Here is a 14,915-nt window from a genome sequence, read left to right as displayed (position 1 = left end):
GCTTCGCATATTCGAATTCGCCGTCCGAGCGGCTGGCCCTAGTCTGGGCGGCATGTCGGAGCCACACCCATCGAGGGGTGCCACCGTTGGCAAGCTCGCGTTGTACTGCGTGTTGGCCGGTGTGTTGCTGGCGGCCATGCTGTTTCCGCTGGCCGGCGGCGCGGGCATCGTGGTGAACCACGCCTCCGACGTGGCGGCGCAGGATTCCGAGCAGTTGATGGAGGGCGAAGTGCCCACGGTCTCCACGATGGTGGACGCCGCCGGGAACCCGATCGCCTGGATCTATGCCCAGCGCCGGTGGCCGGTGCCCAGTGACCGGATCGCCGACACGATGAAGCTGGCGATCGTCTCGATCGAGGACAAGCGCTTTGCCGACCACAACGGCGTCGATGTCCAGGGCACCCTGACCGGCCTGGTCGGCTACCTCAGGGGCGACCTCGACACCCGCGGCGGCTCGACGATCGAGCAGCAATACATCAAGAACTACAACCTCCTGGTCAACGCCCAGACCGACGCCGAGCGGCGGGCGGCGGTCGAGACGACGCCGGCGCGCAAACTGCGCGAGATCCGGATGGCGCTGGCGCTGGACCGGGCGATCTCGAAACCCGAGATCCTGACCCGATACCTAAACCTCGTCTACTTCGGCAACGGCGCCTACGGGGTGCAGGACGCCGCCAAGACGTACTTCGGCATCAACTCCACCGACCTCAACTGGCAGCAGGCCGCGCTGCTGGCCGGCATCGTGCAGTCGACCAATGCGCTGAATCCCTACACCAACCCCGAGGCCGCGCTGGCCCGCCGCAACGTGGTCCTCGACACGATGATCGAGAACCTGCCGGACCGCGCCGACGAGCTGCGCGCCGCCCGTCAGGCGCCGCTTGGCATCCTGCCGCAGCCGAACTCACTGCCGCAGGGCTGCATCGCCGCCGGCGACCGCGGCTTCTTCTGCGACTACGTGCTGCAGTATCTGGCGCGAGCGGGCCTGTCCAAGGACGATGTGGCGCGCAACGGCTATCTGATCCGCACGACCTTGGACCCCAAGGTCCAGAACAGCGTGAAGAAGGCGATCGACACTGTCGCCAGTCCGCAACTCGACGGCGTGGCCAGCGTGATGTCGGTGATCGCGCCGGGCAAGACCACTCACAAGGTGCTCGCCATGGGCGACAACCGCAATTACGGACTGCAGCTCGACGCCGGTCAGACGGTCCAGCCGCAGCCGTTCTCGCTGGCCGGTGACGGCGCCGGGTCGATCTTCAAGATCTTCACCACTGCGGCCGCCATGGAGATGGGCATGGGGACCAGTGCCCAGCTCGATGTTCCCGCACAGTTCCAGGGAAAAGGTCTGGGCAGCAGTAACACTCCGGGTTGCCCCAAGGAGACCTGGTGTGTGAAGAACGCCGGGAACTACCGCAGCCCGATGAGCGTGACGGATGCGCTGGCCCAGTCGCCGAACACCGCGTTCGCCCGGTTGATCGGCCAGATCGGTGTTCCGCGCGCGGTGGACATGGCGGTCAAGCTGGGGCTGCGCTCCTACGCCGAGCCGGGAACGGCGCGCGCCTACCAGCCGGACAGCAACGAGAGTCTCGCCGACTTCATCAAGCGCCAGAACCTCGGCTCGTTCACGCTGGGCCCGTTCGAGCTCAACGCCCTCGAATTATCCAATGTGGCAGCCACATTGGCATCGGGCGGAACCTGGTGCCCGCCCAGCCCGGTCGACAAGATCTTCGATCGGCACGGCCGCGAGGTCGCCGTCGAGACGCAAGCCTGTGAGCAGGCCGTCCCGGAAGGCCTGGCCAACACGCTGGCCAATGCCCTGTCCAAGGACTCCACCGGCGGCACCGCGGCCGGCTCGGCCGGCTCGGTCGGCTGGAGCCTGCCGATGTCGGGCAAGACCGGCACCACCGAATCACACCGCTCCTCAGGCTTTCTCGGCTTCACCAACCAGTACGCCGCCGCCAACTACATCTTCGACGACTCCACCAATCCCGGTGGCCTGTGCTCGTTTCCGTTGCGCAAGTGCGGATACGGCAACCTTTACGGTGGCAACGAGCCCGCGCGCACCTGGTTTCTGGCGATGAAGCCGGTCGCCGAGGACTTCGGGCCGATCGCGCTGCCGCCGACGGACAAGCGTTACGTCGAGGGCGGCCCGGGCAGCACGGTGCCCAGTGTGACCAGTCTGAGCTTTGAGGCCGCACGGAAGCGCCTGCGGGAAGCCGGTTTCCAGGTCGCCGATCTCCCCACCCCGGTCAACAGCTTCTCGTCGCGGGGTGCGGTCGTGGGGACCACTCCGTCGGGCAAGACCATCCCGGGCTCGATCATCACGATCAACACCAGCAACGGGATCCCGCCCGCGCCGCCACCGGATCTGGCGCCGCCGCCACCTCCCCCACCGCCGGACGCCCCGCCGCCGGATGTCAACGTCATCAACATTCCGGGCCTGCCGCCGATCACGCTGCCGATGTGGCCGCCACCGGCACCGCCGCCGCCACCGGCGCCGGAACCCCCGCCACCGCCCGCACCCGAGCCACCACCACCCCCGCCGCCGGGCGACGGGCCCGCACCGCCGTAGAAGGTTGTCGGACCGGCATGCGAACATATGTTCGTGTCCGGCCGGGCGACCATCCTGCACGCTGATCTCGACTCGTTCTACGCCTCGGTCGAGCAGCGCGACGACCCGACACTGCGCGGCCGTCCGGTGATCGTCGGCGGCGGCGTCGTGCTGGCGGCGAACTACGAGGCCAAGGCCTACGGGGTGCGCACGGCGATGGGCGGCCACCAGGCTCGCCGGCTGTGCCCCGCGGCGGTCGTGGTCCCGCCGCGGATGTCGGCCTACAGCCAGGCCAGCGACGACGTCTTCGCGGTGTTCCGTGACACCACACCGCTGGTCGAACCCCTCTCGGTGGACGAGGCCTTCCTCGACGTCGCCGGCTTGCAGCGACTGGCCGGCGACCCGGTGCAGATCGGGGCCCGGCTGCGGGACGAGGTTCGCGACCGGGTCGGGCTGCCGATCACGGTCGGTATCGCGCGCACAAAATTCCTGGCCAAGGTCGCCAGCCAGGAAGCCAAACCCGACGGCCTGCTCTTGGTGCCGCCCGAGCGGGAACTGGAATTCCTGCATCCGCTGCCGGTGCGCAGGCTGTGGGGGGTTGGGCCCAAGACGGCCGACAAGTTGCACGGGTACGGCATCGACACCGTCGCCCAGGTCGCCGAGCTCGGGGAGTCGATGCTGGCGTCGATGGTCGGCCCGGCGATGGGCCGGCAGTTGTACTCGTTGTCCCGCAACATCGATCGGCGCCGGGTCGACACCGGCCGCAGGCGCCGCTCGGTGGGCGCCCAACGCGCGCTGGGCCGGCGCCGGATCACCCCTGCAGAGCTGGACACCGTGGTGATCGGCCTGGTCGAGCGGATCACCCGCCGGATGCGCTCAGCCCAACGCACCGGCCGAACAGTGGTGCTGCGCTTGCGTTTTGACGACTTCACCCGCGTCACCCGATCGCACACCATGGCCAGAGCCACTGGATCCACCGCACCGATCCTGGCCGCGGCACGCGACCTGGTCGCCGCCGCCGAACCATTGATAGCCGAGCGCGGCATCACGCTGATCGGCTTCGCCGTCAGCAATATCGACCCCGATGGCGCTCAGCAGCTGGAGCTTCCGCTCGACGGCGGGCGGGTCGAGACGCTGGACCTCGACGCCGCGGTCGACCGCGTCCGGCGGCGCTACGGCAACGCGGTGCTGACGCGCGGTGTACTCATCGGTCGGGATCCGGGTCTGGAGATGCCCCACCTGCCGGACTAACCGGCCGGGTGCCATCCGCGCCATCGCCGCATCCATCTGGTCGTCGTCGAGCGCACCAAAATGGGGCTCGGTCTGCTGTTCGACACTCTGGTGGTGCGGTCGCTGTTGACACCATCTCTGGCTGCGCTGCTCGGACGTTGGTTTTGGTGGCCGCAGCGCGAGCTGGTGCCTACCGGCAATTAACTTGCGGCCCAAGCCATCAGCTTCTCAACCGGCCAGGTATTGACGATGCGGTCGACGGGAACGTCGTTGTCGAGCGCACGCTGCGCGCCGTAGCCGAGGAAGTCGAGTTGCCCCGGTGCGTGGGCATCGGTGTCGATCGAGAAGGTGCAACCGACATCCAACGCCAGTTTGAGCAGCCGGGTCGGCGGGTCGCGGCGCTCAGGCCGTGAATTGATCTCCACCGCGGTGTTGTTGTCGCGGCACGCGGTGAATACCTTCTCGGCGTCGAACTTCGACTCCGGTCGCAGCCCGCGGTTGCCGGTCACCAGCCGTCCCGTGCAGTGCCCGAGAACGTTGACCCGCGAGTTGGTCACCGCGCGGACCATCCGCCGAGTCATCGACGGTTCGTCCATGGCCAGTTTCGAGTGCACGCTGGCGACGACGACGTCGAGGCGGTCCAGCAGCTCGGGCTCCTGGTCCAGGGTTCCGTCATCGAGGATGTCCACCTCGATTCCGGTGAGGATCCGGAAGGGCGCCATCTTCTCGCGCAGTTCGTCGATGACGTCGAGCTGATGCCGCAGCCGGTCGGGCGAGAGCCCGTTGGCAATGGTCAGCCGCGGCGAATGGTCGGTCAGCACGCAGTATTCGTGGCCCAGCGCGGCCGCGGCCGCCATCATCTCCGGGATCGGCGCCGAGCCGTCCGACCAGTTCGAGTGAAGATGCAGATCGCCTCGCAGCGCAGCTCGGATGTCGCCGCCGCCGAGATCTTCGGCGCTGCTGCGCAACTCGACCAGCACGTCGGGTTCCTGGCCGGCCCAAGCCTGGGCGATCACCTTTGCCGTTTTCGGCCCAATACCGGGCAGGCTCTGCCAGCTGTTGGCGCGGCCGTGCCGGTCCCGGGTCTGCTCGTCGAGTGCCTCCACGATGTCGGCGGCCTTGCGGTAGGCCATCACCCGACGCGAGTCCTCCCGCGCGCGGTCCTTGTAGTACGCGATCTCGCGCAGCGCGGCCACCGGGTCCATGCCTCCAGTGTGCCCGCGAGCGTCACCTCTTTTGGCCGACGAGCCGGTCGGCTATATGCTGATTGAGCTTTCGTTCAATCCATCAAGTCGTCAACTTGAGGCCACCAATGCCCACCAGCTTCCCCGCCGGCGACGAGCGGCCGCTGTATGAGATCAAAGCCAACCTCTTCAAGGCGCTGGCGCACCCCGCGCGCATTCGCGTGCTGGAGATCTTGTCGGCGAATGACCGGCCGACCCCGGTCAGCGAAATCCTCGCGGCGACCGAGATCGAACCGACGCTGCTATCGCAGCACCTGGCAGTCCTCAAACGTCATCACGTCGTGTCGTCGCAGAGGACTCGCAACGCCGTGCACTACGAACTCGCCCACCCGTCGATCCGGGATCTGCTCGTGTCTGCGCGCGGCTTTCTGGCCGACACGCTCAAGGCCCGCCACGAACAGCTCTCGGCGTTCGATGCGTTGCCTCCGGTGGGACATCCGCAGTGATCACCAGGGCTGCCGGTCAGCTGTCGCGGCTGCTCCCACGACTGAGTGACTACGCCGACCTACCCCGGTCGTGGCGACGCGACATTCTCGCCGGAATCACGGTGGGTGTGGTGGCCCTGCCGCTGGCGTTGGCGTTCGGAATCAGTTCCGGAGTCGGGGCGGCCGCGGGATTGATCACGGCGGTGATCGCCGGAGTTGTCGCCGCGATATTCGGCGGATCGCATGTTCAGGTGTCGGGGCCGACGGGAGCCATGGCGGTGGTGCTCGCGCCGATCGTGGCCCAACACGGCATCGGCAGCGTCGCACTCGTCACGGTCCTGGCCGGGTTGATCGTGCTGGCCGCCGGTATCACCGGCCTGGGCCGGGCGGTCACGTTCATCCCCTGGCCGGTGATCGAGGGCTTCACGCTCGGCATTGCGGCGATCATCTTTCTCCAGCAGGTGCCCGCGGCGTTCGGCGTCGCAGCCCCCAGCGGGCAACGCACACTGGTCGCCGCCTGGACGGTCGTCACCGACGCCGACTGGTCGTCGGCGTGGCGCACCCTGGCCGTGGTGGCCTTCGTCGCCGCAGTCATGGTCGGCCTGCCGCGCGTGCACCGCGCGATTCCCGAATCGCTGACCGCCGTCGTCGTCAGCACGCTGCTCGTCGTCGCCGTCCACTTTCCGGTCGCCGCGATCGGGAGCCTGCCGGCGCATCTACCCGCGCCTCTGGTGCCGCACGCCGATCCCGCGGCGCTGCGCACACTGCTCGGCGCCGCCGTGGCCATCGCCGCGCTCGCCGCCATCGAATCGCTGCTATCGGCGCGGGTGGCGGCAACCATGTCACCGACCGGCCCCTACGATCCGGACCGCGAACTCGTCGGACAGGGTCTGGCGTCGATGGCGTCCGGCCTCTTCGGCGGCATGCCGGCCACCGGCGCGATCGCCCGCACCGCGGTGAATGTGCGGTCCGGAGCTCGTACCCGGCTGTCGGCCATCGTGCATTCGCTGCTGTTGCTCGGCGTCGTCTATCTGGCCACCGGCCCGGTCGCGGCGATTCCGTTGTCCGCCTTGGCCGGTGTGCTGATGGTGACGTCGTTCCGGATGATCTCGTTGAGCACCGTCACCAAGATCGTCGGCTCCACCCGCTCGGACGCGCTGGCGTTCACCCTCACTGCGGTGGTCACGGTGTGCTTCGACCTGATCGAGGCGGTCGAGATCGGCATTCTGGTCGCGGCGTTCTTCGCGCTGCGGACGGTCGCGCGACGCAGCAGCGTGGTCCGTGAAGATCTTCCCGGACCGCCCCGGCCCGGCGACGAACGCATCGCGCTGCTGCGACTGGACGGCGCGATGTTCTTCGGCGCTGCCGAGCGACTGTCCAACGCGATCACCAACTATCCCGACGTGTCAGTGGTGATCATCCGGATGTCCCAGCTGGGCATGCTGGACGCTACCGGCGCGCACACCCTCGCCGAGATCGCCGAAGACCTGGAATCGCGTGGCGTCACCGTCATCATCAAAGGAGTGCGGCCCGAGCACATGGCGTTGCTGGCCAACATGGGAATCGTCGACGCGCTGCGCCACGAGAATCATCTGATCGATTCCTTCGACGACGCGATCGCGCACGCCCGCTCGCACGTGGCCAGGGCGGTTTATCCCTGACAGTGTTCGGGTACAGGCCTGCCATGTCATCTCTGCAATGGGTGGTCGCGTATGTGTGCGCCGCTACTCTCGTCGCGGGTGGTGCCATGGTGTTTGCCGCCTGGTCGCGCAGAAGCCAACTGACCACACCCGCCATCGCGATCGCTCCCGCCCTGCTCGCCGGCGCACTCTGGCCGCTGGTGGTTGCCGGACTGGGCCAGTGGCTGCTCGTCCACGCGCTCGGCAAGGCACTGCGCCGTGAGCCCAGCGGCCGCAGCGAACTGATCCGCATGGACGCTGCCTGACAGGTGCCGGTCAGCGAACCGGACTAGGCTCGGCACAGTGCAATTCGCCTTCAAGACTTCCCCCCAAAACACCACGTGGGCCGACATGCTGGCGGTCTGGCAGGCCGCCGACGACATCGACGTCTTCCACTCCGGCTGGACCTTCGACCACTTCTATCCGATCTTCTCGGACTCGAGCGGCCCCTGTCTGGAGGGCTGGACCACGCTGACCGCCCTGGCCCAGGCCACCACCCGGCTCCGACTCGGCAACCTGGTCAGCGGCATCCATTACCGCCATCCCGCGGTGCTGGCCAACATGGCCTCCGCCGTCGACATCATCTCCGGTGGCCGTCTCGAACTCGGCATCGGCGCCGGCTGGAACGAAGAGGAGTCCGGCGCCTACGGCATCGAGCTGGGCAGCGTCAAAGAGCGGCTGGACCGCTTCGAAGAGGCGTGCCAGGTGCTGATCGGCCTGCTCAGCGACGAGACCACCAACTTCGACGGGACGTACTACCAACTCAAGGACGCCCGCAACGAGCCGAAGGGGCCGCAGCGGCCGCACCCCCCGATCTGCATCGGCGGCAGCGGCGAGAAGCGCACGCTACGCATCGTGGCGAGATACGCCCAGCATTGGAATTTCGCCGGTGGAACCCCTGCGGAGTTCGCCCACAAGCGCAGCGTTCTGGCGGCGCATTGCGCCGACATCGGCCGCGACCCGAGCGAGATCATGACCTCCGCTCACGTCCGGCTCAGCGAAGACCACGACTACAGCAAGGCGATCGACGAGGCCGCCGCACTGGCGGCCGAGGGTCTGGATCTGGCGATCATCTACCTGCCGCCTCCGCACGATCCGGCCGTGCTGGAGCCGCTCGCCGAAGCGATCCGAGACTCAGGGCTCTAGATAACAGCCTGGTAACGGCCGGCAAAGCTGCGCGAGCGTCAACAATCGCCGGAATCAGTTGCTAAAAACCGAAGCGGACGAGCTCGTCGGCCGTAACCAGGCGCTCGTGCTTGGCTGGCCACTCACGGCTTCTCACCGGGTGACGGAAGAAGGACCAGGCAATACGCCCGACCCGCGAACGAGATATCGGGTTGAGGTACACAAGGATCACTCCTGTGGTCGGATCTGCGCTCAGACGGAGCCCACGTTACCGCAACGCTCACTCCAGCAATTAGACACAGATCACACCGCAAACAGCAAGAGGCGCGCCGCCGATTAATCCGATGATTCTGGCGGGACTGGAGTTACTGGTGTGGCGCCAGGTTGATCAGCGCTGCGGCGCCGCGGTCGGAAGAATCGGTGCCGGCAGCGCCGACTGCCCCATCAGATAACGGTCGACGCCGGCGGCCGCGGCACGGCCTTCGGCGATCGCCCACACGATCAGCGACTGGCCACGGCCCATGTCACCGGCGACGAAGACACCCTTCACGGAGGTGGCGAAGTTCTTGTCGCGGCTGACGTTGCCACGCTCGTTGAGCTCAACACCGAGGTCGGTGAGCAGGCCCGGCTTCTCCGGCCCGACGAAGCCCATCGCCAACAGCACCAGATCGGCCTCGAGCTCGAAGTCGGTGCCTTCCACCTTCTCGAACTTGCCGTTCTTCATCGCCACTTCGTGCGCGCGCAGACCGGTGACCTTGCCGTCGTGGCCGATGAACTTCTCGGTGTTGACCGAGAACACCCGCTCGCCGCCCTCCTCATGAGCCGAGGCCACCCGGAACATCAACGGGTACGTCGGCCACGGGGTGGAGTCGGCACGGGTCTCCGGCGGGCGCGGCATGATCTCGAACTGGTGGATGCTGGTCGCACCCTGCCGGTGCGCCGTACCCAGGCAGTCGGCACCCGTGTCGCCACCACCGATGATGATGACCTTCTTGCCCTTTGCGGTGATCGGCGGCTCGCCGTCCTCGCCGAGCACCGGGTCGCCCTGCTGAACCTTGTTGGCCCACGGCAGATACTCCATGGCCTGATGGATGCCGTCGAGCTCGCGGCCCGGGACCGGCAGGTCGCGCCAATCGGTCGCGCCACCGCTGAGCACGACGGCGTCGTAGTTCAGCCGCAGCTGCGCGACAGTGAGGTCGACGCCTACGTTGACCCCGGCGCGGAACTGGGTGCCCTCGGCCTTCATCTGCTCGAGCCGCCGGTCGATGTGACGCTTTTCCATCTTGAACTCGGGGATGCCATAGCGCAGGAGACCGCCGATGCGATCGGCGCGCTCGAACACCGTCACCTGATGCCCGGCTCTGGTCAGCTGCTGTGCGGCTGCCAGACCCGCGGGACCCGACCCGACGACCGCGACCTTCTTGCCGGTCATCTTGTCCGGCATCATCGGGACGACCCAGCCCTCGTCGAATGCGTTGTCGATGATCTCGACCTCAACCTGTTTGATCGTCACCGGATCCTGGTTGATACCCAACACGCAGGACGCCTCACACGGCGCCGGACACAGCCGCCCGGTGAACTCCGGGAAGTTGTTGGTGGCGTGCAGCCGCTCGATCGCGTCGCGCCACCTGTCTCGGTAGACCAGGTCATTCCATTCCGGGATCAGATTGCCCAGCGGGCAACCGTTGTGACAGAACGGAATACCGCAATCCATGCAGCGCGAGGCCTGAGCTTCCAGGGTGTCGTGGGAGAAGTCCTCTTCGTAGACCTCTTTCCAGTCCTTCAGCCGCAGCTCGACCGGCCGGCGCACCGGCGTCTCACGGTGGGTGTACTTGAGAAAACCGCGCGGATCAGCCATTGGCCGCCGCCATGATCGCGTCGTCGACGTTCGCGCCGTTGCGCTCAGCCTCGGCGATAGCGGTCAGAACCGACCGATAGTCGCGTGGCATCACCTTCACGAAGTGCTTCAGTTGAGACTCCCAGTCCGACAAAATACGTTGCGCAGGCGCCGAATCGGTGGCGTCGACATGGGCGACGAGCATTGCCTGCAGCCACTCGACATCATCGGCGTCCAGTCGCTCCAGATCGACCATCTCGGTGTTGAGATTGTCGCCGAGACGCCCATGCTGGTCGTAGACGTAGGCGATGCCACCGGACATGCCCGCGGCGAAGTTGCGGCCGGTGGGTCCGAGGATCGCCACCTTGCCGCCGGTCATGTATTCGCAGCCGTGGTCGCCGACGCCCTCGACGACCGCATGAGCACCTGAGTTGCGCACCGCGAACCGCTCGCCGACCTGGCCGCGCAGGAACGCCTGCCCGCTGGTGGCGCCGAACAGGATCACGTTGCCCGCGATGATGTTGTCCTCGGCCACGAAGTCACTCGGGGCGCTCTCGGACGGCCGCACCACGATCCGGCCGCCGGACAGTCCCTTACCGACGTAGTCGTTGGCATCTCCGTAGACACGCAGTGTTATGCCCCTGGGGAGGAATGCGCCGAAGCTGTTGCCCGCCGATCCGTTGAACGTGATGTCGATGGTTCCGTCCGGAAGGCCTTGTCCCCCATGCGCCTTGGTCACCTCGTGGCCGAGCATGGTGCCGACGGTCCGGTTGACGTTGGCGATCGAGGTCGAGAACCTCACCGGCGTGCCGGAATCGATCGCCTCGCGACTCTGTGCGATCAGCTGCTGATCGAGTGCCTTGTCGAGACCGTGGTCCTGACGCGAGCTGCAGTAGAGGTCCTGGTTCATGAACGCCGACTCGGGCTCGTGCAGCACCGGGGACAGGTCCAGCTTGTGGGCCTTCCAGTGCTCGGCTGCCTGCGCGGTGTCCAGCGCATTGACCTGGCCCACCATCTCGTTGACGGTGCGGAAGCCCAACTGAGCCATCAGCTCACGGACCTCTTCGGCGATGAACATGAAGAAGTTCTCGACGAATTCCGGCTTGCCGGTGAATCGCTCCCGAAGCAGCGGGTTCTGGGTGGCGACGCCCACGGGGCAGGTGTCGAGGTGGCAGACCCGCATCATGACGCAGCCCGCCACCACCAGCGGTGCGGTGGCGAAGCCGAACTCCTCGCCGCCGAGCAGTGCGGCGATGACGACGTCGCGGCCGGTCTTGAGCTGACCGTCGACCTGCACGACGATGCGGTCGCGAAGTCCGTTGAGCAACAACGTCTGTTGAGTCTCGGCAAGGCCGAGCTCCCACGGTGCGCCCGCGTGCTTCTGCGAGGTGAGCGGCGTGGCTCCGGTACCACCGTCATGACCCGAGATGAGCACGACGTCGGCGTGGGCCTTCGACACACCGGCGGCCACGGTGCCGACACCGTTTTCACTGACCAGCTTCACGTGCACGCGAGCCTGGGGGTTGGCGTTCTTCAGGTCGTGGATCAGCTGGGCCAAATCCTCGATCGAGTAGATGTCGTGGTGCGGCGGCGGCGAGATCAGGCCGACACCAGGCGTCGAGTGCCGCACTTCAGCCACCCACGGGTACACCTTTTTACCCGGAAGTTGGCCGCCCTCACCGGGTTTCGCGCCTTGCGCCATCTTGATCTGGATGTCGGTGCAGTTGGTCAGGTAATGCGACGTCACACCGAAGCGGCCGGAGGCCACCTGCTTGATCGCGCTACGCCGCCAGTCACCGTTGGCGTCGTGCTCGAAGCGGTCGACGGACTCGCCGCCCTCACCCGAGTTCGACCGACCACCAAGGCGGTTCATCGCGATGGCCAGGGTTTCGTGCGCCTCGGCCGAGATCGAGCCGTAGCTCATGGCGCCGGTGGAGAACCGCTTCACGATCTCGCTGGCCGGTTCGACTTCCTCGATCGGAATCGACGGCCGCACACCATCTTTGAACTTGAGCAGACCACGTAGCGAGGCGAGTCGCTCACTCTGGTCGTCGACCAGCTTGGTGTACTCCTTGAAGATCGAGTATTGGCCGGTACGCGTGGCGTGCTGCAGCTTGAAGACGGTATCGGGGTTGAAGAGGTGGTATTCGCCTTCCCTGCGCCACTGGTACTCGCCGCCGACCTCGAGCTCGCGGTGCGCGCGCTCGTCGGGACGATCCAGGTAAGCCAGCGCATGACGGGCGGCGACGTCAGCGGCGATGTCGTCCAGGTCGATGCCGCCGACCGGACAGGACAGCCCGGTGAAGTAGTCGTCGAGAACCTGCTGGCTGATGCCGATCGCCTGGAACAACTGGGCACCGGTGTAGGACGCCAGCGTCGAGATGCCCATCTTGGACATCACCTTCAGAACGCCCTTGCCCGCGGCCTTGACGTAGTTGGCCTTGGCCTGGTCGCTGCTGATATCGGCGATCACGCCGCGGTCGCACATGTCCTCGATGGACTCGAACGCCATGTACGGATTGATCGCGGCGGCGCCGAAGCCGAGCAGGGCGGCCATGTGGTGCACCTCGCGAGCGTCGCCGGCCTCGACGACGAGTCCGACCTGGGTGCGGGTCCGGTCGCGCACCAGGTGGTGGTGCACCGCAGACACGCTCAGCAGCGACGGGATCGGCGCCAGCGATTCGTTGGATTCGCGGTCGGAGAGCACGATGATGCGCGCACCGTTGCGGATGGCCTGCGAGACCTTGGCGCGGACGTCGTCGAGCGCCTCCTTGAGCCCCTGACCGCCGCGCGCGACCGGGTAGAGGCAGCGGATGACCGCCGCCCGCAGGCCGTGCTTGTGCCCGCGGATCTCGTGGTCGGGGTCGACGCACATCAACTTCGACAGGTCCGCGTTGCGCAGGATCGGGTTCGGCAGGATGATCTGTCGGCACGAGTCCGCGGTGGGGTTGAGCAGGTCGCTCTCCGGGCCGACCGTGCCCTTCAGGCTGGTGACGACTTCCTCGCGGATGGCGTCCAGCGGCGGGTTCGTCACCTGGGCGAACAACTGCTGGAAGTAGTCGAACAGCATGCGGGGACGCGCCGACAAGACGGCGACGGGGGTGTCGGTACCCATCGAGCCGAGCGCTTCGGCTCCGGTGCGCGCCATCGGCGCGACAAGGAGGTTGAGCTCCTCGTAGGTGAAACCGAAGGCCTGCTGGCGCAGCACAACGCGGTGGTGCGGCATGCGGACGTAATCACCGGGCGGCAGGTCGTCGAGATGGAACTGGCCCGCGTCGAGCCACTCCTGGTACGGCTCGGCCGCGGCGAGCTCGGCCTTGATCTCCTCGTCGGAGACGATGCGACCCTGCGCGGTGTCGACCAGGAACATGCGGCCGGGCTGCAGGCGCATCTTGCGCACCACGGTCGACGGGTCGAGGTTCAACACACCGGCCTCGGACGCGAGGACGACCAGACCGTCATCGGTGACCCACACCCGGGACGGACGCAGGCCGTTGCGGTCGAGGACGGCGCCGATAACGGTGCCGTCGGTGAAGCACACCGCGGCGGGGCCGTCCCACGGCTCCATGAGCGACGAATGGTAGGCGTAGAACGCGCGCCGGGCCGGATCCATGGATTCGTGACGCTCCCAGGCCTCGGGAATCATCATCAGCATCGCGTGGGCGATGCTGCGCCCGCCGAGGTGGAGCAGTTCGAGGACCTCGTCGAAACGCGCGGTATCCGACGCGCCTGGCGTGCAGATCGGGAAGATCTTGTCCAGGTCCTGCGTCGAGCCGAACACGTCGCTGTTGATCAGCGCCTCGCGAGCCCGCATCCAGTTCTCGTTACCGGTGACGGTGTTGATCTCGCCGTTGTGGGCGACCCGGCGGAACGGGTGGGCCAGCGGCCACGAGGGGAAGGTGTTGGTGGAAAACCGCGAGTGCACGATGCCCAGCGCGCTTTCCAGCCGATCGTCCTGCAAGTCGAGATAGAAGGCTTTCAGCTGCGGGGTGGTCAGCATGCCCTTGTAGACAAAGGTCTGGCCGGAAAGGCTTGGGAAGTATACGGTTTCACGTCCCGGACCATCTTGACCCGGCCCCTTGGTGCCCAGTTCGTGCTCGGCGCGCTTGCGCACCACGTAGGCACGGCGTTCCAGGTCCATCCCGGAGGCGCCTCCGATGAACACCTGCCGGAAGGTCGGCATCGCATCGCGGGCCAACGCGCCGAGGGACGAATCGTCGGTCGGCACGTCACGCCAGCCGAGCAACGTCAGGCCTTCGGCTTCGACGATCTTGCCGACCGACTCGCACGCCGCCGCCGCGTCCCGCGAGGACTGCGGTAGGAAGGCGATGCCGGTGGCATAGCTGCCCTCCTCGGGCAGCTCGAAGTCGACCACGGCCCGCAGGAAGGCGTCGGGAACCTGCAGCAGGATGCCCGCACCGTCGCCGGTGTTCGGCTCCGCGCCCTGGGCACCGCGATGCTCCATGTTCAGCAGTGCGGTGATCGCCTTGTCGACGATGTCCCGGCTGCGACGGCCGTGCATGTCCGCGACCATGGCGACGCCACAGGCATCGTGCTCATATGCGGGGTTGTACAGCCCGACACTCCTGGGCATTCGCACCTGACCCTTCACAAGCTTTTGTGCGCGGTGGTTCATCGACGTCACCGCGCCCCGCCAGGGATTCCTCCGTGCGTCACTGAACGGGGCTCCACTGTGGTGTCAACAAGTTGTAAAACGATATGTCAAACCCCGCCTGACATGCCAACTTAGTCTAGGCTTACTTGGTTGCTCTGCCGCGAGAATCGAAGACGTGATCGCCGGGGGCAATTGGCTGCGGAATCCGTTGT

9 protein-coding genes and 1 pseudogene are annotated in these 14,915 nt (G+C 66.8%); 7 read left to right on the top strand and 3 right to left on the bottom strand.

The annotated features are described in order from the left end of the window. Positions 1-52: 52 nt before the first annotated feature. The 3 genes and pseudogenes from ponA2 to G6N32_RS29265 all read left to right on the top strand — a co-directional run. On the top strand, positions 53-2,569 hold the full coding sequence (gene ponA2, locus G6N32_RS00805) for a transglycosylase/D,D-transpeptidase PonA2 (protein WP_163789068.1): 2,517 nt from the start codon (positions 53-55) through the stop codon (positions 2,567-2,569). Positions 2,570-2,596: 27 nt separating this feature from the next. Then, positions 2,597-3,799, top strand: a complete 1,203-nt coding sequence (dinB, locus tag G6N32_RS00800; RefSeq protein ID WP_115317783.1) for a DNA polymerase IV — start codon at positions 2,597-2,599, stop codon at positions 3,797-3,799. Between the two features lie 54 nt (positions 3,800-3,853). Beyond that, positions 3,854-3,982: pseudogene (locus G6N32_RS29265) on the top strand (MMPL family transporter); the annotation flags it as partial. On the opposite strand, the gene G6N32_RS00790 reads toward G6N32_RS29265, so the two are convergent. Beyond that, positions 3,979-4,983 (bottom strand): PHP domain-containing protein, encoded by a 1,005-nt coding sequence (locus G6N32_RS00790; protein ID WP_115317785.1) that lies wholly within the window; start codon positions 4,981-4,983, stop codon positions 3,979-3,981. The pseudogene G6N32_RS29265 and the gene G6N32_RS00790 overlap by 4 nt on opposite strands. Before the next feature lie 107 nt (positions 4,984-5,090). Between G6N32_RS00790 and G6N32_RS00785 the strand changes: the two genes are divergently transcribed. Genes G6N32_RS00785 through G6N32_RS00770 form a run of 4 tightly spaced genes read left to right on the top strand, consistent with a single transcriptional unit; the run spans position 5,091 to position 8,272 of the window. Beyond that, positions 5,091-5,468: an ArsR/SmtB family transcription factor gene (locus G6N32_RS00785; protein ID WP_115317786.1), complete on the top strand. Its 378-nt coding sequence runs from the start codon at positions 5,091-5,093 to the stop codon at positions 5,466-5,468. Further along, the gene (locus G6N32_RS00780; protein WP_115317787.1) at positions 5,465-7,108 is read left to right on the top strand and encodes a SulP family inorganic anion transporter; all 1,644 of its coding nucleotides are present in this window, start codon (positions 5,465-5,467) and stop codon (positions 7,106-7,108) included. The genes G6N32_RS00785 and G6N32_RS00780 overlap by 4 nt, the downstream gene beginning before the upstream one ends. 23 nt (positions 7,109-7,131) lie before the next feature. Next, on the top strand, positions 7,132-7,392 hold the full coding sequence (locus G6N32_RS00775; protein ID WP_147291964.1) for a hypothetical protein: 261 nt from the start codon (positions 7,132-7,134) through the stop codon (positions 7,390-7,392). Positions 7,393-7,429: 37 nt separating this feature from the next. Further along, a complete protein-coding gene (locus G6N32_RS00770; protein WP_115317789.1) occupies positions 7,430-8,272 on the top strand; it encodes an LLM class F420-dependent oxidoreductase in 843 nt (280 codons plus the stop codon). A 367-nt stretch (positions 8,273-8,639) separates the two neighbouring features. Here the strand turns inward: G6N32_RS00770 and G6N32_RS00765 are convergent, their stop codons facing one another. Beyond that, positions 8,640-10,109, bottom strand: a complete 1,470-nt coding sequence (locus G6N32_RS00765; protein ID WP_115317790.1) for a glutamate synthase subunit beta — start codon at positions 10,107-10,109, stop codon at positions 8,640-8,642. Continuing rightward, positions 10,102-14,682, bottom strand: a complete 4,581-nt coding sequence (gene gltB, locus G6N32_RS00760; protein WP_163789056.1) for a glutamate synthase large subunit — start codon at positions 14,680-14,682, stop codon at positions 10,102-10,104. Before gltB ends, G6N32_RS00765 begins: the two co-directional genes overlap by 8 nt. Positions 14,683-14,915: the final 233 nt, after the last annotated feature.

The sequence above is a fragment of the Mycolicibacterium aichiense genome, from assembly GCF_010726245.1.
Taxonomy (GTDB): Bacteria; Actinomycetota; Actinomycetes; order Mycobacteriales; family Mycobacteriaceae; genus Mycobacterium; species Mycobacterium aichiense.
The sequence above is the reverse complement of the archived record's forward strand: the minus strand, read 5'-3'. Positions and strand labels throughout refer to the sequence as shown.